Below are 24877 nucleotides of genomic sequence, written 5' to 3' on the forward strand. Positions count from 1 at the left end.
GCTGCAGCGGACGTCAAAACAAATGGCAACTTTCCGAAATGTCCTAGGACGTATGCGATGAGTAAAACCTACACCCCTGCCACCGCCGCCGCCGACGTCGAAACCACGCTCGCCTGGCTTGGCGGGCGCTGGAAGCTGATCATTCTGTTCCACCTGTTCGGCGGCCAGGTGCAGCGTTATTCCGACCTTGAGCGACTGATCCCGGATATCTCGCAAAAGATGCTCGCCCAGCAATTGCGCCAGCTCGAAGCCGATGGCCTGGTACAACGCACGGTCTACCCAGTGGTGCCGCCCAAAGTGGAATACCGTATGACCGAGTGGGGGCAGAGCCTGTGCCCGGTACTGGATGGCCTGCTCAAATGGCAGGCCGCCAAACCGACGAATTAGACCGTAGGGACGGTGCCGCCATCGATCACGTACTCGGTGCCGCTGATCGACGCGGCGCGGGGCGAGACCAGGAAGGCGATCAAGTCAGCCACCTCCTGGGGCTTGGCCGGCCGTCCAAGCGGAATACCGCCGAGCGCCTGCATGATGATCTGCTTGCCCCCCTCGTAGTCCGTTCCCGCCTGCTCCGCCAGGCGCTCCGCCAGTGCTACCGCCGCGTCCGTCTCCACCCAGCCCGGCGAAACCCGCACCACCCGAATACCCTTGGGCGTGACTTCTTTCGACAGGCTCTTGCTGTAGGTCGCCAATGCTGCCTTTGCAGCGGCATACGCCGTGGTCGACTCCGGCAACGGCAACTCCCGCTGGATAGACGTGACATGAATAATCACCCCGGTGCCGCGCGCGAGCATCCCAGGCAGGAGCGCCCGATCCACCCGCACTGCCGCCATCAGGTTCTGGCCCAGGGCATTCGCCCACTGCTCATCATCGAGCACCGCAAAACCACCGCCGGGCGCGCTTGAGCCGCCGAGCACATTGACGATGATATCGACGCCGCCAAGCCGAGCCTTCACCGCCTCAGTAGCACTCGCACAACCGGCGGCAGTGCCTAGGTCGGCAGCGATGAAATGCACGCCTTCGGGCGTCGAATCCGCCGCCGAACGCGCGACCGAAATCACCTGGGCGCCTTGTTCACGCAACACCGCCACCACGGCGGCGCCGATACCTTTGGTGCCACCGGTGACCAGCGCACGAAGGCCTTTTAGTCCGAGATCAAAGCTCATGGAACCTACTCCTGGATAAACGAAGACCGCAGGATAGGAACCGGGCGGACAGCCCACAAGAACGCACGAAAAGGTAATGGGCTAACCCAAAAGTTAGTGTCTGGATTCAGGGGCCCTCGTAATACACCCAACTGTAGGAGCCGGCTTGCCAGCTCCTAAAAGGGTAATGGGGGCTCGTCCTTACAGGATCGGCGCGCCAAACCTGTTCAGGCGTGGCATCCAGTGATCCAGGATCTGCGCCGATGCCAGCACATGGTGCGCGCGCCCGATCAACAGCCGACGCGGCACAACGCCGATATACCGTGAGTCATCGCTGTTATCGCGATTGTCCCCCAGCATGAAGTAACTGCCGGCCGGCACCACCACCGGCCCGAAATTGCGCAGTGCCCGCACCGTCGGCATGAACTGCACCGTGCGCTGACGGTTGGCCGCCCGTTCGGTCAGCTTGATTCCTGGCACCGTATGGCCGGGCAGGATGGGTTCGCTGATGTCCTGCGCGTCACTGTAGGTGGCAGGCACGCCGTTGACCCACAACACCTCATCTTTCATTTCCAGGGTGTCACCGGGAATGCCGACGATGCGCTTGATCAGACGCATGCCGTCCTTGGGCGACGAGAACGTCACCACATCACCGCGCCGGGGGTTATCGAGCTTGACCAGGGAAATGTCCGTGAGCGGCAGCTTGAGGTCGTAGGCCACCCGGTTCACCAACACTACATCGCCCTCCAGCAAGGTCGGGCGCATGGAGCCGGAGGGAATGGGATTCCAGTCCGCCAGGGAGGTACGGAAAACGCCGAAGCACAACCAGAAAATGATTGCGTAACGGTAACGGATCAACCAACTTCGCATACATCCTCGCACGGCAGACAGGGGCATCAGGGTTGTTTCCCAGACGCCCGGTTGTTACACGCGAGGATTAAATCAACATTAGCGTCCAAGCGCACAAAAAGGAGTTTTCGCCATGGATATCAAATGCTCAGTGTTTATCGCCGCCAGCGTCGATGGCTTCATCGCCCGCCCGGACGGTGATATCGACTGGTTGCACCGGCCGGAGTATGAAACCGCCGAGTTGAACGGCGTGACTTATGAAGGCTTTGTCGCCACGGTGGATGCACTGGTAATGGGTCGCAAGACCCTGGAGAAAGTATTGTCCTTCCCCGAGTGGCCCTACGAGGGCACGCCCGTCATTGCGCTCTCCCATCAGCCTCTGCAGATCCCTGCGCACCTGGAGGGCAAGGTCGAGGTCATGGCAGGAGACGTCACCTCACTTGTGGCAACGTTAACCGAGCGTGGTATGAAGCACCTCTATATCGACGGTGGCCAGACGATCCAGGCGTTTCTTGAAGCGGGCCTGATCGAGGAGCTGATCATTACGCGTATCCCGGTTTTACTCGGGCAAGGGATCCCACTCTTCAGCGAGATCGGTCGAGAACTTGAGCTTCGCCATATCGGCACGCATGAGTCGGACAATAGTTTTGTTCAAAGTCGGTATCAAGTGATGCAATCTTGATAGCGGCGGCAGCCACTCATATCGCGCAAGACGGAGAGGAGGTCAGGATGACTAAGCACATTATTGTTATCGGCGGCGAGTCCACCGAAGACATGCAGCGTATGACGCGTATCGATAAACACATCGTCGCGTCATCAGGCAAAACGCACCCTACTGTGCTCTACATCTCCACCGCCAATGGCGATGACCGAATCAAGATTTCCGATTTCACCGCCAAATATGAAAGCGCTGGCTGCCGTGTAACCACGCTGGCATTTTTCATTTCACCCTTCCACAACGCCAATCATGTTTCATCACTCTTTGAGCAAGCCGACATTATTTACGTACCAGGCGGAAATACCCGCGCCATGTTGGCGATCTGGCGCGAATTTGCTGTAGTGGACCATCTGAAGAGGGCCTGGGAAAACGGCAAAGTCCTGTGTGGTGTCAGTGCAGGCGCCATTTGCTGGTTCGAGCATGGGCATTCCGATTCAGGGGGAGTGTTTGCGCTGATTCACGGCCTGGGCTTGCTGCCAGGAGCACTGTGTCCGCATTTCAGCTCAGAAGCAGGAAGGGAAACGTCGTTTGTCGAGCTTGTTCAACGTGAGGGGATACGACCCGCCTACGCGGTCGATGATGGCGTCGCTTTGCATTTCAAGGACGGCAAGTACCACGAGACGATCTATAACGACGCAGCTAGTAACGCCTATAAAATCAGTACAAGGCCCCCCTACCTAGCACAGGTATTGCAAACTTCAGGTGGGTAAACGCAGCAAGGAAATTTCCGACAGCGTTTTAGGGTGTCGCTCGGAAGATGGCTGCCTAATCTTCGGTGGTCGCTGAAAACTCAGCGACCGGGTTTCGCAGCCCGATTAAACTCTAGGTGACTCCAATACTCTGGGAGCTTCGCCATGATTAAAGACAATTCGAATCCGCCGCTGGATTCACCTTCGCTTCACGCTTGTGCTGATCGAGCGATTAACCATCATTTAAATCCGCCTTCAACGCCTGGGTCACCTGATGACGGGCAAGGTCTTTTTTACTGTACGTAAAGGATTGGATGCCGAGACATTACTGGTCAATGCTTCGGAGGACCTCGCTTCAGTTCAAATACTGGCAAGTCATTTAGCCTTTGAGATTGATGGGACCGCGCGCAGCGTGGCCCTAGGAATCTGCCGAATGGTGGAAGCTATTCAGCTTTAGGTAAATGAAGCGCTCAATGAACATTGCGTAAAAACTGGAAAGTAGCAGGCGACTTCCATCGCTCTATTCATTCTCACCATCGCAGCAAAACGCCCCGGCATAACGGGGCGTTTTTTTCTCGCACAAAACCGAATAATCCTACATCTCGCTCACACGACAAAAGACGAAACATCCGATATTTCCCATTTACATTTTTCCGTATGTTTATGGCGAATAAATCAGGATACCAACGTCCATGGCTAACCACGGCTACATGTCCATTAACGGAAAATCTCAAGGTCTGATCTCGGCTGGCTGCTCAACCCAAGACTCCATCGGCAACAAGTGCCAGGAGGGGCACCGGGACGAAATCATGGTGATGTCCTTCAACCACAATATGCTCAACACCGGCAACGTCAGAGCTTCCACTCACGGCCCTGTGGTCATCACAAAAAGCATTGATAAATCCTCGCCCTTGCTGGCCGTGGCGTTATCCAACCGAGAAGAACTGAACTGCGTGATCAACTTTTATCGCATTTCACAATTCGGCCAGCATCAAAAATACTACACCGTCGATATCAGGGGCTGCATCATCGCCAGCCTGACCGTCGAGGTCCCCCACTCCGTCCTCCTGAACGATATAGACGCACAGGAACATCTGTCGATTCGTTATCGGGAAATCATCTGGACACATCATCTAGCGGGCACCAGCGGCTATGGCTCATGGGAAACCGGGCGATGAAATCAAAGCACGAGAAGCAAACCTCAAGCTTTCATGACTTATGGGTCGTCAGCCAAGCCGCAGGCAAGCTGACCAGCCAGGCTTGCACAATCAGCGCTCGTCATCTGCAGGATGGTGTTACTCGCTCAATATTCAATCGGGAAGTGGCCTATTACGCTCGTAGCATTGTTAACGATGTGGAGCAGGGAAAAAAGACAGTCGCAGAGGGGCTGATTGAGATAAAGAAAGAACAGCGTAGCTTGCTGGATCAGTCAATAGAGATTGGAAGAAATGGAATCGGAGCCGTTGCTGGCGCGCTTCAAATAGCTACCGGTGCCGGAATTTGCTACGCGTCGGTGGGCACCCTTTGCCTCATTGCGGGTGTGCCGTTGATGGCGCATGGCGCAAACAACATTTACGAAGGTGGGCGCAACTTGATGACCGGGCAATCCGACACAATCGGTCCAATTCGCGCGGGCTATCATGCGACGGCATATGCCGTCGGCTATGGGGAGCGAGAAGCGAATATGGCCTATGGATCGGTGGATATAGGACTCTCGGTTTATAGTGGTGCACGGCATGTACTAAAGCCTGATGCTTGGCGTTTGTTTAGATATCTCGACACAGACCGTATACGAGCCTACAAGCTTCTGAAGCCTGGCGCATTGGGAGCTGAAGCAGTCATAAACAGCATCACAATAGAACAAGTTTATCAAGAGGCAAAAAAATGACTGCCTGGTTGTTCCCCGTCCTATCTGCCCTTGGGGTCTTTTTGGCATTCTCACTCAGAATATTACTTTCTAGTAAAAAACTCGGATATACAAAATTTTTTCTCGGCATGATTCCAAATATGCTGGTCATGAGAACACATTATAAAATTGCAGCTCTTAATATATTTCCATTCCTTGGATATAGGCCAGACATAATCGATGAGCATATTTTTATCGGATGGTTAGCACTTGCCTGCTTCTTTCTGCACGCTAGTGCATTTCCAGTCAAGAAGGATTTGAAGTGGTGGTGGAAACGTTAATTGATTGCGGGGGTGCCGCTGATGGCGCATGGTGCAAACAACGTATATGAGGGTGGGCGTAACCTGATGACAGGGCAATCAGATGCTTCCGGCCCTGTTCGTAACGCCTACCAAGCAGCAGCATCCGCCATGGGTCATGGCGAGCGAGAAGCGAACATAGCCTATGGTGCAGTGGATATTGGACTGTCGGCCTTTAGCGTTGCGAGGCGTGTACTAAAACCAGACGCTTGGCGTTTGTTCAGATACATCGATACAGACCGTATTAGAGCCTATAAAAGCATGCATCCCATTTCATTGACGACTGAGGCGGCCGTAGACACTCTGACACTCAAACAAATACACCAAGAGTTGAAGAAATGATTCTGTGGGCCTTTCCAGCATTTTCAATTCTGGGTCTGCTATTTGCTTACAGCATAAAAGTAATCCTTTCCAGCAAAACCCTCGGATACACCAAGTTCTACTTAGGCTTTGCAATAAATATATTTTTCATGGTCACACTCTTGGAGGCTGTTAAATTTGATAACTACATCTATTTTGGAAGTTGCCCCGAACTCATTGATACCTACCCGTCAATCGGTTGGTTCGCGCTCGTGTGTTTCTTCCTGCACACACTGGCGCTTCCGGTAAAGAATGATTTCAACTGGTGGTGGAAACGTTAAGGGGGGTATCGCTATTTTGCTTTGCAAAAAAACGCCCCGAACCAGTCGGGGCGTTTTTCATTCAACGTTTACCAGTCAAGCCTGATCAGCCAACCGCCACGTCGTCCCACCCTTCCCGTCTTCCAACACCACGCCCATGGCGGTGAGTTGGTCGCGGAGTCGGTCGGATTCCGCCCAGTCCTTGTTGGCACGTGCAGTCAAACGCGCCTGTATCAGCGCATCCACTTGCGCCGCATCCACGCGCCCTTCGGCGCCGGCTTGCAGGAAATCTTCAGGCTTCATTTGCAGAACCCCCAGCACGCTGGCCAGTTCTTTCAAGCGCGCCGCCAGACCCGCCGCGGCGTCGAGATCGCTCTCACGCAAACGGTTGATCTCGCGCACCATTTCGAACAGCACCGCGCAGGCTTCCGGGGTGCCGAAGTCGTCGTTCATCACTTCGGTGAAGCGTGCGACGAAGGCTTCGCCACCGGCCGGCGCCACGGCGGGCAGGCCTTTCAACGCGTGGTAGAACCGCTCCAGGGCGCCCTTGGCGTCCTTGAGGTTGTCTTCCGAGTAGTTGATGGCGCTGCGGTAGTGGCTCGACACCAGCAGGTAACGCACCACTTCCGGGTGGTACTTTTCCAGCACGTCGCGGATGGTGAAGAAGTTGTTCAAGGACTTGGACATCTTCTCGCCATTGATGCGGATCATGCCGCAGTGCATCCAGGCGTTCGCGTAGGTCTTGCCGGTGGCGGCTTCGCTCTGGGCGATTTCGTTTTCATGGTGCGGGAACTCGAGGTCGCTGCCGCCGCCATGAATGTCGAAGGTCTCGCCCAGGCAGCAGGTGGACATCACCGAGCATTCGATGTGCCAGCCCGGACGCCCGGCGCCCCATGGCGACTCCCAGCTCGGCTCGCCGGGCTTGGTGGCTTTCCACAGCACGAAATCCAGCGGGTCTTGCTTGGCTTCGTCGACTTCGATGCGGGCGCCGATGCGCAGGTCTTCGATTTTCTTGCGCGACAGCTTGCCGTAGCCCATGAACTTGGCGACGCGGTAGTACACGTCGCCGTTGCCTGGGGCGTAGGCATAACCCTTGTCGATCAGGGTCTGGATCATCGCGTGCATGCCCGGGATGTGGTCCGTGGCACGCGGTTCCATGTCCGGCTTGAGGATGTTGAGGCGGGCCTCGTCCTCGTGCATCGCGGCGATCATGCGCTCGGTCAGCGCGTCGAACGACTCGCCATTTTCGTTGGCGCGGTTGATGATCTTGTCGTCGATGTCGGTGATGTTGCGCACATAGGTCAGGTCATAGCCGCTGAAACGCAACCAGCGGGTCACCAGGTCGAAGGCAACCATGCTGCGGCCGTGGCCGATGTGGCAGTAGTCGTACACGGTCATGCCGCACACGTACATGCGCACCTTGTTGCCATCCAGCGGCTTGAAGACTTCTTTGGTCTTGCTGAGTGTGTTGTAGATCGTTAGCACGACAGTTCCTTAAACAGAATCACTGGCCCCACGAATCACGCAAGGTCACGGTACGGTTGAATACCGGCTGACCAGGTTTCGAGTCCTTGATATCCGCGCAGAAGTAACCTTCGCGCTCGAACTGGAAACGGTCTTCCGGCTGTGCTTCGCCCAACGAGGGTTCGGCACGACAACCCGTAAGTACTTGCAGGGAGTCAGGGTTGATGTTGTCGAGGAAACTGGCGCTGTCTTCAGCCTTTTCAGGGTTTGGTGAGCGGAACAGGCGATCGTACAGACGCACTTCGCACTCGATGCTGGCCGCCGCCGGCACCCAGTGGATCACGCCCTTGACCTTGCGGCCTTCGGGGTTCTTGCCCAGTGTTTCCGGGTCGTAGGAGCAACGCAGTTCGACGATGTTGCCATCGGCGTCCTTGATTGCTTCGTCGGCACGGATCACGTAGCTGCCGCGCAGGCGCACTTCGCCGTTCGGCTCCAGGCGCTTGTAGCCCTTTGGCGGCTCTTCCATGAAGTCATCGCGGTCGATATAGATTTCACGGGCGAACGGCAGCTTGCGCACGCCGAGTTCTTCTTTTTGCGGATGACGCGGCAGTTCAAGGTGGTCGACCTTGTCTTCCGGGTAGTTGGTGATCACGACCTTCAACGGGCGCAGCACGCACATGGCACGTGGGGCGTTGGCGTCGAGGTCCTGGCGGATGCTGAACTCGAGCATGCCGTAGTCGACCACGCCGTCGGAACGGTTGGTGCCGACCATCTCGCAGAAGTTGCGGATCGATGCCGGGGTGTAGCCGCGACGGCGGAAACCCGACAGCGTCGACATGCGCGGGTCGTCCCAGCCGTTGACGTGCTTTTCATCGACCAGTTGCTTGAGCTTGCGCTTGCTGGTGATGGTGTAGTTCAGGTTCAGGCGGCTGAACTCGTACTGACGCGGGTGCGCCGGCACCGGCAGGCTGTCGAGGAACCATTCGTACAGCGGGCGATGGCTTTCGAACTCCAGGGTGCAGATCGAGTGGGTAATACCTTCGATGGCGTCCGACTGGCCGTGGGTGAAGTCGTAGTTCGGGTAGATGCACCACTTGTCGCCCGTCTGGTGGTGATGGGCGTGGCGGATGCGGTACATGATCGGGTCGCGCAGGTTCATGTTCGGCGAGGCCATGTCGATCTTGGCGCGCAATACGCGGGCGCCGTCCGGGAACTCACCGGCGCGCATGCGGGCGAACCAGTCGAGGTTCTCTTCTACCGAACGGTCGCGGAACGGGCTGTTCTTGCCCGGCTCGGTCAGGGTGCCACGGTATTCCTTGGCCTGCTCCGGGGTCAGGTCGTCGACGTAGGCCTTGCCGGCCTTGATCAGCTCGACGGCCCAATCGTGCAGTTGGTCGAAGTACTGCGAGGCATAGCGCACTTCACCGGACCATTCGAAACCCAGCCACTTCACGTCGCTTTCAATCGCGTCGATGTATTCCTGGTCTTCCTTGGCCGGGTTGGTGTCGTCGAAACGCAAGTGCGTGACGCCGCCGAATTCCTGGGCCAGGCCGAAGTTCACACAGATCGACTTGGCGTGACCGATGTGCAGGTAGCCGTTGGGCTCTGGCGGGAAGCGGGTGACGATCTGCGTGTGCTTGCCCGAATCCAGGTCCGCCTGGATGATCGGGCGCAGGAAATTGACCGGGACGGCAGGTCCGGCCTTGGAATTCGAGGTAGGGTCGACAGTGGGCTTGCTCATAGGATCCTTGAACAGACAAGTACGTGGCCGGGCTAGGCCGACAAAACAAAGGGCTTATCATAGCTGATGCTGTCAAGCCGCTGACAGGGTTGCGGTGCATTTAACGCACCAGTGGTAAAAAACCACCTCGAAATTCCTGCAGGTCACGCTAAACTGCGCGCCTTGGCCGCAGTTTCGCCATACCGGTCGTGGTGCCCCGGGCACCCAAACCCACGAATTCCCTGAAAAGAGTAGCCAACATGACTCAAGTCAAACTGACCACCAACCACGGTGACATCGTCATCGAGCTCAACGCCGAGAAAGCGCCGATCACCGTCGCCAACTTCATCGAGTACGTGAACGCCGGCCACTACGAAAACACCGTTTTCCACCGTGTCATCGGCAACTTCATGATCCAGGGCGGCGGTTTCGAGCCTGGCATGAAAGAAAAGAAAGACAAGCGCCCAAGCATCCAGAACGAAGCGGACAACGGCCTTTCCAACGACAAGTACACCGTCGCCATGGCCCGTACCATGGAGCCGCATTCGGCCTCCGCGCAGTTCTTCATCAACGTGGCCGACAACGCCTTCCTGAACCACAGCGGCAAGAACGTGCAGGGCTGGGGCTACGCTGTATTCGGTAAAGTCACCGAAGGCCAGGACGTCGTCGACAAGATCAAAGGCGTGCAGACCACCGGTAAAGCCGGTCACCAGGACGTTCCGGTAGAAGACGTGATCGTCGAGAAAGCCGAGATCGTTGGGTGATATTGCTGATTTCAGATTTGCATCTGATCGATACGCGCCCGGACATCACCCGGGCGTTTCTGGATCTGCTCCACGGCCGCGCCCGTGGCGCCCAGGCGTTGTACATTCTGGGGGACTTCTTCGAAGCCTGGATTGGCGACGATGGGATGACACCGTTTCAGCGCTCCATTTGCGCAGCCCTGCGCGAACTGAGCGACAGCGGCACTCCGATTTTCATCATGCACGGCAATCGCGATTTCCTGATCGGCAAGGCGTTCTGCAAAGCCGCAGGCGCCACCTTGCTCAAGGACCCGAGTGTCGTGCAGCTCCATGGCGAGCCCGTGCTGTTGATGCACGGCGACAGTCTCTGCACCCGCGACGTCGGCTATATGAAGCTGCGGCGCATCCTGCGTAACCCGATCGTGCTGTTTATCCTGCGCCACCTTCCTTTGAGCACCCGCCATAAGCTGGCGCGCAAGCTGCGCAGTGAAAGCCGGGCGCAGACGCGCATGAAAGCCAACGACATTGTGGATGTGACGCCCGAGGAAGTGCCGCGGGTGATGCAGCAGTTCGGCGTGCGCACCCTGGTCCACGGCCACACCCACCGCCCCGCCATTCACAAGTTGCAGATTGGCGACCAGGCCGCCAAGCGCATTGTGCTGGGGGATTGGGACAAGCAGGGCTGGGCGCTGCAGGTGGATGAGCAAGGGTTTCAGTTGGCGGCGTTTGACTTCGTCAATCCGCAATTGGCGTTGCCCGGCGCCTGAACCTCAGACACCACAAATCCAATGTGAACAAAGATCCAAATGTGGGAGGGGCGGTGCGACGATTCGACTTGCCCCCGATGGCGGCGGCACACTCAACATATTTGTTGGCTGAACCACTGCTATCGGGGGCAAGCCCCCTCCCACATTGAATTGTATTTCAACCTTTACTGATCAGTGGCCTGAGGCTTCCGGCCCTGCCTTGGCGCCAAACGGCGGCTTGGCCAGCCACACCAGCAGCATCAACCCCATGAACATCCACCCCAGCAACGTGAAGTAATCCACGGTGGACATCATGTATGCCTGGCTGGTGAGGATCTGGTCCAGCTGCGTATAGGCCTTCTGCCCTGCCCCACCGAGCGCCTGCAAGGCATCGCGGGTCGCCGAGTCGTAGGTGGTCATGTTCTCGCTCATGTAGGCATGGTGCTGGTCCGCCCGACGAATCCAGATCCAGGTGGTCAGCGAGGCCGCGAAGCTGCCGCCCAGGGTGCGCAGGAACGTGGCCAGGCCCGCGCCGTCGGCAATCTGGTGCGGCGGCAGGTCGGACATCAATATGCTCAAGGTCGGCATGAAGAACAGCGCCACGCCAATCCCCATGAACAGCTGCACCAGGGCGATGTGCTGGAAGTCCACCTCATTGGTGAAACCTGCGCGCATGAAGCAGCTCAAGCCAATCGCCAGGAAGGCCAGGCCCGCCAGCAGGCGCAGGTCGAACTTGTGCGCGTACTTGCCCACGAACGGCGACATCAGCACCGGCAAAATACCGATCGGCGCCACCGCCAGCCCGGCCCAGGTCGCGGTGTAGCCCATCTGGGTCTGCAACCATTGCGGCAGGATCAGGTTGATGCCGAAGAAGCCTGCGTACCCCAGGATCAATACGATGGTGCCGATGCGGAAGTTGCGGTAGGCAAACAGCTTCAGGTTGACCACCGGGTGTTTGTCGGTGAGTTCCCAGATGATGAACACCGCCAGGGCAATCACCGAAATCGCCGCGCCCACGATAATGAAGTTGGATTCGAACCAGTCCAGGTCATTGCCCTTGTCGAGAATGATCTGCAAGGCGCCCACGCCGACGATCAAGCTCAGCAACCCGACGTAGTCCATCGGCTGATAACTGGTCTGCACCGGACGTTTCTTCAACTGCGAACGCACCACCATCACCGCAAAGATACCGATGGGCACGTTGATGAAGAAGATCCACGGCCAGCTGTAGCTGTCGGTGATCCAGCCGCCGAGGATCGGCCCGGCAATCGGCGCCACCACCGTGACCATCGCCAGCAACGCCAGGGCCATGCCGCGCCTCGCCGGCGGGTAGACGGCGATCAGCAGCGTCTGGGTCATCGGGTACAACGGCCCGGCCACCAGGCCTTGTATGACGCGAAAAGCGATCAGCTCGGGCATCGACGTGGAAATACCACACAGGAACGACGCCAGCACGAACAGCATCGTCGCCCACAAGAACAGCTTGACCTCGCCAAACCGCCGGCTCAGCCAGCCGGTGAGCGGCAAGGCAATCGCGTTGCTCACCGCAAACGAGGTGATGACCCAGGTGCCCTGCTCCGAACTCACGCCCAGGTTGCCGGAAATGGTCGGCAACGCCACGTTGGCGATGGTGGTGTCGAGCACCTGCATGAAGGTCGCCAGCGACAGGCCAATGGTGGCCATCAACAGGCTGGGTGGCGTGAAGGAGGCGTTATTGCTCATCAGCGTTGCACAGCCTTGGGCGCGGCGAGGCTGTTGTCATGGATCAACTGGGTGATCATGGCGTCGGCCTCGGCGAGTTGGCGGTCATACACGTTGGTGCTGAACGAGGCCTTCTGCGGCGCCTGTTGCGCCAGTACCGGGCCGCTCTGGTCATGCAGGTCGACCTTGACCAGGGTGCTCAAGCCCACGCGCAGCGGGTGCTTGGCCAGTTCTTCGGCATTGATGTGGATACGCACCGGCACCCGTTGCACGATCTTGATCCAGTTACCCGTGGCGTTCTGCGCCGGCAGCAGGGCAAACGCGCTGCCGGTACCGGCGCCGAGGCTGTCGATGGTGCCGCTGAATTTCACGTCGCTGCCGTAGATGTCCGACTCGATGTCCACCGGCTGGCCGATGCGCATGTCACGCAGTTGGGTTTCCTTGAAGTTGGCGTCGATCCACAGCTGGTTCAGCGGGATCACCGCCATCAATGCGGTGCCCGGTTGTACGCGCTGGCCCAGTTGTACGGTGCGCTTGGCCACATAGCCGGTGACCGGTGCGATCAAGGTGCTGCGCGCATTGGTCAGGTAGGCCTGGCGCAGTTGCGCGGCGGCGGCCTGCACATCCGGGTGAGAACTGATCACCGTGTCATCCACCAACGCATTGGTGGTTTTCAGTTGTTGCTCAAGGTTGGTCAGGGCGTTTTTGGCCGCAGTGAGGCTGTCACGGGCATGGGACAGCTCCTCCTGGGAAATCGCCCCGCCCTGGGCCAGGGTTTTACGACGATTGAAGTTGTCCTGGGCGGTCTGCACGTCGGCTTTCTGCGCATTGACCTGGGCCTTCATGCCGTCGACGTTGCTGTACAGGCCGCGCACCTGGCGCACGGTGCGGGCCAGGTTGGCCTGGGCACTTTGCAGGCCGACGGCGGCGTCGTTCGGGTCGAAGTTGATCAGCACCTGGCCCTCGTGGACCAGGTCGCCATCGTCGGCGCCGATGCTGACCACGGTGCCGGTGACCAGCGGGGTGATTTCCACCACGTTGCCGTTCACGTAGGCGTCGTCGGTGCTTTCGCTGAAGCGGCCGTACAGCTCATACCAGCCCCATACGCCGACCACGGCGAGGATGACGATCAGCGCCAGGCCGATCAGCATCACCTTGCGTTTGCGTGGGTTGTTGTCTTTGGGTTGTTCGGTTGCATTGGTGTTTTCGGCAGTGGCCATGACAAATACCTCAAATTATTCCGTGCGTGTGGCGGGGGTGGTCGCTGCCACGTTGTCGGCGCTGTAGCCGCCGCCCAGGGCCTGCATCAGTTGAATCGACAGATCGATCTGCGCGGCATTCAGGGTTGCCAGCTGACGCTGGGCCTGCAGCAGTTGCTGCTCGATGCTGAGCACATCCAGGTAGTTACCGATCCCGGAGCTGTAGCGCTGCACCCCGGTGTCGTAGGACTGCTGGGCAATGTCCGCGGCATGTTGCTGGGCCTGGATCTGCCGGCCGGTGTCGCGCAGTTGCGAAAGGGTGTTGCCGATATCGCCCAGGGCTTGCACCAGGGTTTTGTTGTACTGCGCCACCGCCAGGTCGTAGTCGGCGTCGCGGGCATCGAGGTCGGCACGCAGGCGGCCGCCGTCGAAGATCGGCAGCGAGATCGTCGGCGCAATGTTGAAGAAGCGGCTGGCCGACCCGAACATCGCATCCCCCAGCAACGACTCGGCCCCGGCGCTCGCGCTCAGGTTGAGGTTGGGGTAGAAGCGCGTCTTGCTGGCATCGATATTCCGGCCCGCCGATTCGACCCGCCAGCGCGCGGCGATCAGGTCCGGGCGGCGGCCCAACAGCTCGGCCGGCAGCACCGAGGGCACGGCCACCGCGCTGGGTTTCAGCACGTTGGGCCGGGCCAGTTCACTGCCACGGTCCGGGCCTTTGCCAAGCAATACGGCCAGGGCGATCTTGGCGCTTTGCAGCTGTTTTTCCGCGTCGATCAGTTGCGACTGGGCGCTGGCTTCCAGGCTTTCGGTCTGCTGGTACTGGTACTGGCTGTCGATGCCCGAATTCAGCCGGCGCTTGCCCAGGTCGAGCATCTGCCGGGTGCGCTTGAGGTCGTCGTTGGCCAGGTCGCGCACGATATGGGCCTGGCCCAGGTCGCTGTAGGCCTTGGCGACGTTGGCCGCCAGGGTCAGGCGCGCGGCCTGCTGGTCGACCTGGGCAGCACGCGCCTCACCCAACGCGGCTTCCCAGGCCGCACGCTGGCCGCCCCAGAGGTCGAAGGTGTAATTGAAGCTGGCGCCGATATTGCGCACCGTCGAATAGGCATCGCCCTGCCCGCGTGGGTCCTGGTCCTTGGCCAGGCGCGAGCGGGTCACACCGGCGCTGGCATCCAGGGTCGGCATGCGCGCTGCGTCGGCAGCGTAGGCGGCGGCTTCGGCCTGGTGGGCACGGGCGCTGGCCACTTGCATGTCCGGGCTGTTTTGCAGGGCTTCCTGGATCAGGCCGTCGAGTTGCGGGTCACCGAGGCTTTTCCACCAGTCAGCGGTCGGCCAGGCAGCGCTCGACAAGGTCACGCCGCTCAAGGTTTTACCGGTTTGCAATGTGCCGGCGTCGAGGCGTTTGCCTTGGGTGTCGAGGCCACTGTAGTTGGCGCAACCGGCCATGCTCATGGCCACCAGCACCAGGCTGAGTGCACGTGTGTTCATTGATTACCTACCCGCTGGATGACGATGGCGTCACCGGCAGCTACCAGAATTTTCTTGAGGATCCGCTCCAGGGTCTGCAGCTCGCCGGGCTCCAGTGCGCCGGCCAATTCGTTCATCGACTGGGCACCGATGTGCGGCAGCATGTCCGCCAGGCGCTGGCCGTCTTCGGTCAGCACCAGCCGCACCTGGCGCCGGTCCTGCTCGGAACGCTGGCGTGCCAGTAGGCCTTTCTGCTCCAGGCGGTCGAGCATGCGGGTCATGGAACCGCTGTCCAGGGACAGGTTGCGGCACAGCTCCGCCGGGGTATCCACGTCGAACTGGGCAATGATGATCAACACCTTGAACTGCGCGGCGGTCACGCCGTACGGCTCCATATGGGTGTCGATAATGCGGTCCTTGAGCAGCGCCGCCCGGCCCAGGAGCAGGCCGAGGTGGCAGTTGCGAAAGCTGTCAGGGGTGAAGTGGGGCATCGGAAGTCACCTTATTACTGCCTAGGCAGTGAATGTATGACAAGATGTTACTGCTTAGGCAGCGAATGTCAAATGGAATTATTAGCTTGCTTGGTAATGGGCGGATGAATGGCGGGGTTCTAAGGATTGCCTGATGGGGTGTGACGCCTTCGCTGAGTACTCTGAGTAGCCTTTTGACCAGTCGACCCCCTCCTTCCCATGACTTCCTTAAAACAGTTTGCTTGCCTCGCGGTCGTCACACTGGCGGGCGCATCAGCCGCCTCTGCGGCTAATTGCACAGCCACCGTCAACACCAATGAAACCCTTAATTTCGGCGCAAGTCTGTCCAGCGGCAGCCTGACAGTTCCCGCTGATACTCCCGACGGCACCGTGATTTACCAAGACACGGTGCAATCGGGTCAGAACAGCTGGAAATGCACAGGTTCCTCCCAATACGGCATCGTGATAAACCCTGCGTTAGGCTCGGTCACCAGCGGCTCGACCTACGCTATCGGCAAGACAGGCCTTTCGTTCCGCGTCTGGATCGACAGCCTGGATTACTATATGGCTGCACCTGCTTCCCTTAAGCCGAGTAGTTACGGCATCCCCCCAGGCTCGGTACGCCTGGAAATCGTCAAGTCAGGCCCGCTGTCTCCACAGGTCAAGGTCGCTGCCGGCAACCTGGGCAACTTGCAATCTGACGATCTGATCATCAGCAAGTACAACCTCACCAACCCCTTGGTGCTGAACGCTGCCTCCTGCCAGACCCCTTCCGTGCCCGTCGCCATGGGCGACGACTATCAGCTCTGGGAGTTTCGCGACGCAGGCGCAACCCCTCGCACCATTCGCTTCGACATCGGCTTGAACCAGTGCCAGACCGGTATCAATAAAGTGACCTATTCGCTCAAGGCCACCACGCCCATCGTCGACGCGGCAAAAGGTGTCGTCGCGCTCAACGGCGGCTCCACCGCCAAAGGCATCGGCCTGCAATTGATGGATGATGCCGGGCAACCTATTGCGTTTGATACCACCTACTCCTTCAGCGGTTTCACCACCACAGGCACCAATTTCAAGATTCCCTTGTCGGCCTCGTATTACCGCTTGCCCACCGGCAACGTCGAAGCCGGCAGCGCCAACACCGAAGTCACCTTTATCGTGAACTACCTGTAGCAAACTAAGGATCGTCTGATTTTTCCTACATACGGCCATCCCTAGAGTGACGGGATGCGATTAAAGAACTATCTCCACCAGATCAGCCCCGTCCTGTCCACGCCCCACGCCGCCCGCCGCCTGTTGCGCATTTTTGCGCTGGTGCTGCTGGTGGGCATGCTGGGCGGCGTGTACAGCTTCCTGCTATTTACGTTCAACAACGAGATCTCCCAGCGGCGCAGCTACATGAGCAGCGCCATCGCCGAGGCCCATACCTTTTTCACCACCCGTGAAGCCCTGCTGGAAAGCCTCAGCCTGTCGGCTACACGCAAGGCCAAATTGAACCTGCCGGTGAACGATGAGGAAATCCGCCTGTTGCTCGGCAAAATCCCGGGTAAGCAATGGAGCATCTGGCTGACCCAGCGCATGCGCGACTTCCTGAAGGCCAAGCAGCTCAACCTGCTGTACGTCGGCACCGATGCCCAGGTGCTGCGACTGTACGATGCGGGTCCCGTGGCTGCGGACTTTCCCGCGCCCATGCTGGTGCAACTCAATGCCCTCAAGCAGCAGAAAACCCTGCAGGAACTCTGGCTGACCCACACCGACGGCGGCAACTCGCAGCTATATATCTTTATCCGCCTGGATGAACGCGACCTGGACTCCGGCTGGCTCGGCCTGGAAATGGATGACCGTGAAGTCTCCAAGGCGTTGAGCGACCACAGTGCTGGCGAGTTCACCATGTTCAACGCCCAAGGTATGCCCCTCTTCAGCAATAGCCGTAACCCGCCGCCCGGGCAAAACCTGCCGCACCTGCGCCAGCAGGACTTCTTCGGCTTTGTCGGCGACGGTTGGCTGCCCGAGCAATTGGTGTTGCGCAAACAGCTGAAGTCGTCGGACTGGCAGCTCACCTACTCCATCGACCTGCACGCGGTGCTCTGGGCGCTATGGCCGCAGATGCTCGGCGCCCTGCTTTTCTGCCTGCTGACCATCAGCCTGGTGGCCCTGTTGACCCGCCGACTGGAACACCGCTTCATCATCCCCGCCATCCACCGCATCCAGGCGCTGGTGGAAAGCGAGCTGTTCAGCCGCGATGTGATCCAGACTGCGCCCGTGGCCCTGTGCGTGCTGCGGCGCACGGACGGCGAAGTGGTGCTGGAAAACACCCTCGCCCAACAATGGCTCGGCCAGGCCGGCGCGCAGCTGGGGCCGGGCTGGATCCGTAATGCCTTCGATACGGACGCCCCCTGCCTCACCGACTACTTCAAAGCCGCCGATGGCCGCCACCTGTACCTGAGCTGCGCGCCCACCCGCTACAAGGGGGAAGACGTGTTGCTCTGCGCCTTCAGCGACATCAGTGCGCGCACCCAGATCGAAGCGGCGCTGGAACAGGCACGCCAATCCGCCGATGCCGCCAACGAAGCCAAGACACTGTTCCTGGCGACCATGAGCCACGAAATCCGCACGCCGCTGTATGGCGTGCTCGGTACCCTGGAGCTTCTCGCTCGTACTCGCCTGGATGCCCAGCAGAAAAGCTACCTGCATGCCATCGAAGGTTCCTCGGCGACGCTGCTGCAACTGATCTGCGATGTGCTCGACGTGTCAAAGATCGAAGCCGGCCAATTGGCCCTGGAGTTGAGTGAGTTTTGTGTGCCCAGCCTGGTGCAGGAAGTGGTGCAGGGTTACGCCGCCGCCGCACAGAGCAAGGGTTTGCAGCTGTATGCGTGCCTCGACCCGCAACTGCCGCTGCGCCTGATCGGCGATGCCAGCCGCTTGCGCCAGATCCTCAACAACCTGCTGAGCAATGCGGTCAAGTTCACTGACTCCGGGCGCGTAGTACTGCGGGTCAAAAAGCTCAGCCGTGAAGGCGAACGGGCGTGTCTGCAATGGCAAGTCTCGGACACCGGCAAAGGCATCGCCCAGGAAGACCAGGCACTGATCTTCGAGCCGTTCTACCAGACCGAAGGCAACCCCCATGTGATCGCCGGCACCGGCCTCGGCCTGCCCATTTGCCTGCGCCTGACCCACTTGATGAACGGCACCCTGCGCATGGTCAGCGAGCCGGGGCTTGGCAGCAGCTTTTCCCTGGCCGTGCCACTGGAGCAACCCGCTAGCATCGTGCCGTCGCTGCGGCCGCCGTTGGCGCAGGAGGTGGTGTATGTGCTCTCGCCTGTACGCGAACTGGCCGACAGCCTCTGCGGCTGGCTGCGCCGCTGGGGTGCCCGTGCGCAGGTCGGCCCGCCGTCCAGCGCCGAGCTGGCCGCACCCGCGGTACTGCTCGAACTGGTAGAGCGCAGCCTGGACACCTCCTGGCACGGCCCAAGGGTATTCGCCAGCAGCGATGGTGCCCACGAACCGCAATTCACCGGCGATGGCTGGCAGGTCAACCTCAACGACCTGAACGCGATCCACCAGGCGGTTCGCCACGCCCAGAACGGCCAGGCCGCACCGTCCCAGGCGCGTTGCGAGCGGCGCGACCTGCACCCCTTGCACCTGCATATCCTGGTGGCCGAAGACAACGCCATCAACCAGTTGATCCTGCGTGACCAGCTTGAAGAACTCGGTTGTACCGTAGAGCTGGCCGGCGATGGCGAAGAGGCCTTGTCGCGCTGGTACGAAGGCGCCTTCGACATCGTTCTCACTGACGTCAACATGCCCAAGCTCAATGGCTACGAACTGGCCGAAGCCCTGCGATGCCTTGGCTGCAACACCCCGATCATCGGCGCAACCGCCAATGCCCTGCGCGGTGAAGATGCCTTGTGCCTGGCGGCCGGCATGAATCACTGCCTGGTCAAACCCTTCACACTGCGAGCCTTGTTCACTGCCCTGGCTCCCTACGCACGAGCTACCCATGAAACCCTGTAGCATTCTGATCGTTGAAGACCATCCCTTTCAGCACCTGTATCTGCAGAACCTGTTCAGCGAGCTGGGGGATTTTGATGTGGTGTGCGCCAGGGACGGTGAAGCAGCGCTGGCCTGCCTGAAACAACGCGATTTCGACCTGGTGCTCACCGACTTGCTGATGCCCGGCATGGACGGTGTGCAATTTATCCAGGGCCTGGCCGCACAACCCTCACGCCCCGCGCTGGCGATCATGAGCGCCGCGTCACGGCGCATGCTGATGGGCGCGAGTCTGGTAGCGAGCAACCTGCAAGTGAAGGTGATCGGGTTGATTTCCAAGCCGGTGAATGCCGCGGCCCTGCGTTGCCTGATCGACCAGTTGCAGGCGCTGCGCCAGGTTGCCCCGGCCCAGACCCAGCCCGGCATCGATTGCCAAAGCCTGATGAATGCCCTGGACAACGGTGAACTGCACGCCTGGTTCCAACCCAAGAAAGCCCTGAGCAATGGTCGCATCGTCGCGGCCGAAGCCCTGGTGCGCTGGGTGCACCCCGAGCATGGCCTGTTGCTGCCCGGTGTGTTCCTGCCGGCATTGATCGCCTGCGACCTGGAAGAACGCCTGCTGTGGTGCGTGCTGAAACAAGCGATGGCCGCCCAAGCCACGTGGCGCCAACACGGCTATGACATCCCAGTGTCGATCAACCTGCCCACGCACCTGCTCAACAGCCACGACCTGCCCGACCGCATCCTCGCGTTCGTGCTGGAACACCAGGGTTTGCCCGCACGCTTGTGTTTCGAGCTGATGGAGTGCTCGGTACCCGATGACATCAGCAATTTCTACGCCGGCGCCTGCCGCTTGCGCATCAAGGGGTTCGGCTTGTCCCAGGACGATTTTGGCAAGGGCTACAGCTCGTACATGAACCTGGTGTCGGCGCCGTTCACCGAGGTGAAGATCGACCGTGCCCTGGTAGAGGGCTGCAACGCCAACGAAGAATTGGCCCAGGCCCTCACCAGCATCGTCAGCCTGGGACGTCAATTGGGCTTGATCGTGGTTGCCGAAGGCGTAGAAACCGCGCAAGAACTTGCACTGTTGCGTAAGATCGACTGCACTCAGGTCCAAGGTTTCCTGATCTCCCACGCCGTTTCTGCGGATCAGTTCCAGCAATTGCTGACCCACGACGGGCCAGCGAGCGCCTATTGACCCGGCTGCCGGGTGTGGAACAACACCGTTAGCTTGCGAGGTCACCGCGTCATGCATCCCCCCAATGCCTTCCTGGAGAAACTCACCAGCAGTTCACTGCGCCTGAACAAAGGCTTGCTGGTACTGGGCGTATTGGCGGTGCTGCTGCTGGGTATCACCTACCTGGGAGTGCAGCGCATGGTCAAGGAGCAGCATGAAACCTTGCAATTCCACTTCGCCCGACTGATGGAGAATATCCACGAGCAGGAAGCCTTCCTGCGCGATGTTTCGCGGGGCAGTATCCAGGGCGAACTCAACCTTTCTGCCCTGCTCCCACCCTTTGTGCAAAAGCCGCTGCCCGAAGAAGGGCCGAATATCTATGAAGGTCGCGGGCTGCCGTTTGCCCTGCCCTACAGCTTGAAAATCAACCCCGACAAAATCGCCGCCGCACACTACCCCAAGGTATTTGCCCTCGGCACCTACTTGTCGGCTTACTACAGCGCCTTCTGGGCCGCCTCCCACTATCAGTCGCCCCAGGTGATGGTGGTCAACGGCCCGGACAACTTCGACATCAGCGTGCCCGCCACCGGTCGGCTGCGCGATGGCGGTCAAGTGCCGGTCGGCGCGCTGGTGGACGTGCTGACCCAGTTGAACGAGCGCCTGCACGCACAGAATTCATCGTTGCCGGATCATCAGGTGCACTGGGAACCCTACGACCCCACGCCCGATGACAACGCTGCGCCCGTGCTGCTGGGCTATGTCGACATCAACCTGGCCCCGACCGCACTGACCATCGACGGCGCTAACACCTGGGTAGTGCTGGCATCGCTGCTGGACCTGGCCAAGGTCAATAACATCGAGCGCCTGATGCAATGGTCGATCTACGACAACTTCACCTTGATCACCCCCGCCGGCGTGGTATTGACCGGGGCGCTGAAGCCCGGCCAGGTGCTGAACGAAGGTGTGAACGTCACCCGTGACGGCCTGGTGTTCAAACTGACCAGCCAGGGCGGGCAGCCGTGGACCGCGATCTACGTGATCAGCCTGCAACGTTTCCTCGACTACGCGCGGTGGCCACTGCTGTGCCTGCTGGCCGTGGTGCTGGCGATGCTGGGCTGTGGCCGCGCCTTCAACCGTTGGTACACGGCGCGAGTGGTGTTGCCCGCCCACCAGGCCCACGCGAGCATCGCCGAAAGCGAGGCGTTCAGCCGCGCGGTCATCGACACCGCGCCGACCGGCCTGTGCGTGATCCGCCGCAGCGATCATCACGTGCTCCTGCAAAACCAGCGTGCCCAGCAATGGCAGGACGCCCGCGCATTATTCGACTTGCTCAAGCAGCAGCCGCGCACCACGCCTGGCCAGGCCGACCTTGAAAGTGACGGCCGCCACCTGCACGTGGCCTTCGTGCCCACCCGTTACCAAGGCCAGGACGCGTGGTTGTGCGCGGTGCACGATGTTACCCGGCATATCGAAGATGCTGCCGCTCTGGAGGAAGCGCGTCAGGCGGCCGATTCGGCGAACCTGGCCAAGAGTCGCTTCCTCGCGACCATGAGCCATGAAATCCGCACACCACTGTACGGCGTACTAGGCACTTTGGAGCTGCTCGGCCTGACCTCGCTCGCACCACGCCAGCAGGACTACCTGCAGACCATCCAGCGCTCCTCCACCTCCCTGTTCCAACTGATCAGCGACGTGCTGGATGTGTCAAAGATCGAAGCCGGGCAAATGACCCTCGAACTTCAGGACTTCTGCCCCCTGGAACTGAGCGAGGACAGCGTGCGCACCTACAGCGCCTTCGCCCGCGCCAAGGGCTTGCAGCTGTATGCCTGCATCGACGCGAACCTGCCGGACCGACTGCGCGGTGACCCGCAGCGTATCCGCCAGATCCTCAACAACCTGCTGAGCAACGCGATCAAGTTCACCGATAACGGGCGCGTGGTGCTGCGCCTGCGTGTCCTGCAAACCAGCGACGACCAGGTGAGCCTGCAATGGCAGGTCAGCGATTCCGGCGTGGGCATTTCCCAGGCGCAGCAACACCAGCTTTTCGACCCCTTCTACCAGGCCGAAGATGCCGCCAGCCAGGCCGGTGCCGGGCTGGGCCTGGCAATCTGCAAATGGCTGTGCGAGCTGATGCACGGCCAGTTGAATGTGGTGAGTGAGCCCGGGCTGGGCAGCAGCTTTACCTTGCAGCTCGCATTACAGGTCGTTCCCGGCAGCCTGGCCGATTGCCCGCCGTTCAGCCCCGGCCTGCCGCCTGTCTACGTACGCGCACAGGAACCCGAACGGGCGCAGCACCTGATCAACTGGCTCAATCGCCTGGGGCTTCCCAGCCGTGCGCTGTCAGCCGAGATGCCGGCTAACGCGCTGTTGGTGGATTTCGCCCAGGACCTGGCATGGCCCCGCACGCGCATCATCGCCTCGGCGGGCGGGCCCGACCCGGCTCAACCGTGCGGTGCCGACTGGAGCGTCGACGCCGACAATGTGCGCGCCATTGCCTGGGCGATTTACCGGGCGCAGCATGGCGCCGAAGCAAGCCCACGCCGCGTACCGTCCGCCAAGGCACAGCCACTGAACCTGCAGGTGCTGGTGGCCGAAGACAATGTAATCAACGCGGCCATTATCAAAGAACAATTGGAAGCCCTGGGTTGCCAGGTGGTCGTGGCGGCCAACGGCGAACAGGCGCTGATGCAGTGGCTGCCGGGACGCTTCGACCTGGTGCTGACCGACGTGAATATGCCGGTGATGAACGGCTACCAACTGACCGAAGCCTTGCGCCGACAGGATGCCGTGCTGCCGATCATCGGGGTGACCGCCAATGCCCTGCGCGAAGAAGGCGAGCATTGCGCCGCTGTCGGCATGAACGCGTGGATGGTCAAGCCCCTGAGCCTCGCCGCTTTGCGTACGCAGCTGGAACAACACTGCAAGATCGAAATACCGGCGGTGGTCGACATGCCGCCGTTGTCGCCCAGGATGCGTGAGCTGTTTGTCACCACGCTGCGCCAGGACGTACAGACTACCTTGACCGCGATGGACAATCGGGACGCCAATGGCGCGGCGCAGCAACTGCACAGCATGGCCGGCGCTCTGGGCGCGGTGCAGTTGGACGATATGGCTAGCGCCTTTGTCGGTTTGGAGCTACGCCTGACCGGCATGGCGGTCACACCGGCCCTGGCCTTGGAAGTACGGCAGCACCTTGCGCGCCTCACGGCATTGCTCGACACCCTTGAATAACTTCACTCTGGATAAAAAACCCATGGAAACCCTCAACGTAGTCATCGCAGACGATCACCCCATCGTGCTGGTCGGGGTGCGGGAACTGGTCGAGCGTGATGAGCGCTTTCGCGTGGTGGGCGAAGCCGTGTGCTCCAACGAACTGGTGACGTTGCTGGAAAACACCGAGGTGGATCTGGTGATCACCGACTTCAACATGCCGGCAGACTCGCCCTACGGCGATGGCCTGAAGCTGTTGGAATACCTGGTAAGGCACTTTCCCAGGGTGCGCGTGCTGGTGCTGACCATGATCTCCAACCCACTGATCCTCACGCGATTGCAGGAACTGGGTGTCCTCGCCGTGATCCAGAAAAACCAGCTGCACGTGGAGATCCAGGCTGCGCTCAAGGCCGTCGCGCGCGGCAACCCGATTCGCAGCAAGGGGCCGCGGCCGACCTCGGTGCTGGAGTCGTTCGACCTCGACCAGCGCTTCACCCGGTTGTCACCCAAGGAGCATGAGATTCTGCGGCTGTTTGTCTCCGGGCAAAGCGTCAATGAGATTGCCCGTGGATTGAACCGCAGCGCCAAAACCATCAGCACGCAAAAAGTCGCGGCCATGCGCAAGTTGGAAGTCAGCAGCGACCAGGACTTATTGGCTTATTGCATAGAGCGCAACTTGTTTAACTAACGTTCACTTCTAGGGATCGTCTGATGTTCCACTCAGGGCCTGCGCCTTATTGTGTTGTTTTAACCCCAACCATGGAAAA

At 59.9% G+C, this 24877-nt stretch carries 24 protein-coding genes; 16 read left to right on the plus strand and 8 right to left on the minus strand.

Annotated elements, in window-relative coordinates; all coding sequences use genetic code 11:
• The first annotated feature begins 57 nt into the window (after positions 1-57).
• Entirely contained in the window at positions 58-387 is a 330-nt protein-coding gene (locus tag BFN10_RS25170) for a winged helix-turn-helix transcriptional regulator (protein ID WP_024076220.1), read from the plus strand.
• Here BFN10_RS25170 and BFN10_RS25175 read toward each other — a convergent pair.
• Both BFN10_RS25175 and lepB read right to left on the minus strand, forming a co-directional pair.
• The gene (locus BFN10_RS25175; RefSeq protein WP_071491964.1) at positions 384-1166 is read right to left on the minus strand and encodes an SDR family oxidoreductase; all 783 of its coding nucleotides are present in this window, start codon (positions 1164-1166) and stop codon (positions 384-386) included. The two genes, BFN10_RS25170 and BFN10_RS25175, sit on opposite strands and share 4 nt — an antisense overlap.
• 180 nt (positions 1167-1346) lie before the next feature.
• Positions 1347-2015 (minus strand): signal peptidase I, encoded by a 669-nt coding sequence (gene lepB, locus BFN10_RS25180; RefSeq protein ID WP_071491965.1) that lies wholly within the window; start codon positions 2013-2015, stop codon positions 1347-1349.
• Positions 2016-2127: 112 nt separating this feature from the next.
• Between lepB and BFN10_RS25185 the strand changes: the two genes are divergently transcribed.
• The 8 genes from BFN10_RS25185 to BFN10_RS25215 all read left to right on the plus strand — a co-directional run bounded on the left by BFN10_RS25185 (position 2128) and on the right by BFN10_RS25215 (position 6247).
• A complete protein-coding gene (locus tag BFN10_RS25185) occupies positions 2128-2676 on the plus strand; it encodes a dihydrofolate reductase family protein (RefSeq protein WP_071491966.1) in 549 nt (182 codons plus the stop codon).
• A gap of 47 nt (positions 2677-2723) precedes the next feature.
• Positions 2724-3422, plus strand: a complete 699-nt coding sequence (locus tag BFN10_RS25190) for a Type 1 glutamine amidotransferase-like domain-containing protein (RefSeq protein WP_071491967.1) — start codon at positions 2724-2726, stop codon at positions 3420-3422.
• Between the two features lie 253 nt (positions 3423-3675).
• Entirely contained in the window at positions 3676-3858 is a 183-nt protein-coding gene (locus BFN10_RS30240) for a DUF6124 family protein (RefSeq protein WP_414860443.1), read from the plus strand.
• A gap of 235 nt (positions 3859-4093) precedes the next feature.
• A complete protein-coding gene (locus BFN10_RS25195) occupies positions 4094-4579 on the plus strand; it encodes an Hcp family type VI secretion system effector (protein ID WP_071491968.1) in 486 nt (161 codons plus the stop codon).
• Positions 4576-5289, plus strand: coding sequence for a DUF4225 domain-containing protein (locus BFN10_RS25200; RefSeq protein WP_071491969.1), 714 nt, complete (start codon positions 4576-4578; stop codon positions 5287-5289). The genes BFN10_RS25195 and BFN10_RS25200 overlap by 4 nt, the downstream gene beginning before the upstream one ends.
• Positions 5286-5588, plus strand: a complete 303-nt coding sequence (locus tag BFN10_RS25205) for a hypothetical protein (RefSeq protein ID WP_071491970.1) — start codon at positions 5286-5288, stop codon at positions 5586-5588. Before BFN10_RS25200 ends, BFN10_RS25205 begins: the two co-directional genes overlap by 4 nt.
• Positions 5589-5600: 12 nt before the next feature.
• Positions 5601-5948 (plus strand): DUF4225 domain-containing protein, encoded by a 348-nt coding sequence (locus tag BFN10_RS25210; protein WP_269458761.1) that lies wholly within the window; start codon positions 5601-5603, stop codon positions 5946-5948.
• Positions 5945-6247 carry a hypothetical protein gene (locus tag BFN10_RS25215; RefSeq protein WP_071491971.1) on the plus strand — a complete coding sequence of 101 codons (303 nt, stop codon included), beginning with the start codon at positions 5945-5947 and terminating at the stop codon, positions 6245-6247. The genes BFN10_RS25210 and BFN10_RS25215 overlap by 4 nt, the downstream gene beginning before the upstream one ends.
• A 75-nt stretch (positions 6248-6322) precedes the next feature.
• Here the strand turns inward: BFN10_RS25215 and cysS are convergent, their stop codons facing one another.
• Positions 6323-7711, minus strand: coding sequence for a cysteine--tRNA ligase (gene cysS, locus BFN10_RS25220; protein ID WP_071491972.1), 1389 nt, complete (start codon positions 7709-7711; stop codon positions 6323-6325).
• 19 nt (positions 7712-7730) lie between these two features.
• The gene (locus tag BFN10_RS25225; RefSeq protein ID WP_071491973.1) at positions 7731-9431 is read right to left on the minus strand and encodes a glutamine--tRNA ligase/YqeY domain fusion protein; all 1701 of its coding nucleotides are present in this window, start codon (positions 9429-9431) and stop codon (positions 7731-7733) included.
• 239 nt (positions 9432-9670) lie between these two features.
• Here BFN10_RS25225 and BFN10_RS25230 point away from each other — a divergent pair, with 239 nt between their 5' ends.
• On the plus strand, positions 9671-10174 hold the full coding sequence (locus BFN10_RS25230) for a peptidylprolyl isomerase (protein WP_010209496.1): 504 nt from the start codon (positions 9671-9673) through the stop codon (positions 10172-10174).
• Complete coding sequence (gene lpxH / locus BFN10_RS25235; protein ID WP_071491974.1) at positions 10171-10920, plus strand: UDP-2,3-diacylglucosamine diphosphatase; 750 nt, start codon at positions 10171-10173, stop codon at positions 10918-10920. Before BFN10_RS25230 ends, lpxH begins: the two co-directional genes overlap by 4 nt.
• Before the next feature lie 171 nt (positions 10921-11091).
• On the opposite strand, the gene BFN10_RS25240 is transcribed toward lpxH, so the two are convergent.
• The 4 genes from BFN10_RS25240 to BFN10_RS25255 are packed head-to-tail and all read right to left on the minus strand — an operon-like array spanning position 11092 to position 15757.
• Complete coding sequence (locus BFN10_RS25240; RefSeq protein WP_058423856.1) at positions 11092-12621, minus strand: DHA2 family efflux MFS transporter permease subunit; 1530 nt, start codon at positions 12619-12621, stop codon at positions 11092-11094.
• Entirely contained in the window at positions 12621-13820 is a 1200-nt protein-coding gene (locus BFN10_RS25245) for an HlyD/EmrA/EmrK family protein (protein WP_071491975.1), read from the minus strand. Before BFN10_RS25245 ends, BFN10_RS25240 begins: the two co-directional genes overlap by 1 nt.
• Positions 13821-13835: 15 nt before the next feature.
• Positions 13836-15287 (minus strand): efflux transporter outer membrane subunit, encoded by a 1452-nt coding sequence (locus tag BFN10_RS25250; protein WP_071491976.1) that lies wholly within the window; start codon positions 15285-15287, stop codon positions 13836-13838.
• The gene (locus tag BFN10_RS25255; protein WP_071491977.1) at positions 15284-15757 is read right to left on the minus strand and encodes a MarR family winged helix-turn-helix transcriptional regulator; all 474 of its coding nucleotides are present in this window, start codon (positions 15755-15757) and stop codon (positions 15284-15286) included. The genes BFN10_RS25250 and BFN10_RS25255 overlap by 4 nt, the downstream gene beginning before the upstream one ends.
• A gap of 369 nt (positions 15758-16126) precedes the next feature.
• Here BFN10_RS25255 and BFN10_RS25260 point away from each other — a divergent pair, with 369 nt between their 5' ends.
• From BFN10_RS25260 to BFN10_RS25280, 5 genes are read left to right on the plus strand one after another with little or no spacing between them, the layout of a single operon-like run.
• On the plus strand, positions 16127-16906 hold the full coding sequence (locus BFN10_RS25260; RefSeq protein ID WP_231999511.1) for a fimbrial protein: 780 nt from the start codon (positions 16127-16129) through the stop codon (positions 16904-16906).
• Positions 16907-16960: 54 nt separating this feature from the next.
• On the plus strand, positions 16961-19747 hold the full coding sequence (locus BFN10_RS25265; RefSeq protein ID WP_071491979.1) for an ATP-binding protein: 2787 nt from the start codon (positions 16961-16963) through the stop codon (positions 19745-19747).
• A complete protein-coding gene (gene pvrR / locus BFN10_RS25270; protein WP_071491980.1) occupies positions 19734-20921 on the plus strand; it encodes a response regulator cyclic di-GMP phosphodiesterase PvrR in 1188 nt (395 codons plus the stop codon). Before BFN10_RS25265 ends, pvrR begins: the two co-directional genes overlap by 14 nt.
• A gap of 51 nt (positions 20922-20972) precedes the next feature.
• Positions 20973-24131: a hybrid sensor histidine kinase/response regulator gene (locus tag BFN10_RS25275; protein WP_071491981.1), complete on the plus strand. Its 3159-nt coding sequence runs from the start codon at positions 20973-20975 to the stop codon at positions 24129-24131.
• A 22-nt stretch (positions 24132-24153) separates the two neighbouring features.
• A complete protein-coding gene (locus tag BFN10_RS25280) occupies positions 24154-24798 on the plus strand; it encodes a response regulator (protein WP_071491982.1) in 645 nt (214 codons plus the stop codon).
• Positions 24799-24877 lie beyond the last annotated feature (79 nt).

This window comes from Pseudomonas extremorientalis (assembly GCF_001870465.1).
GTDB classification, from domain to species: domain Bacteria; phylum Pseudomonadota; class Gammaproteobacteria; order Pseudomonadales; family Pseudomonadaceae; genus Aquipseudomonas; species Aquipseudomonas extremorientalis.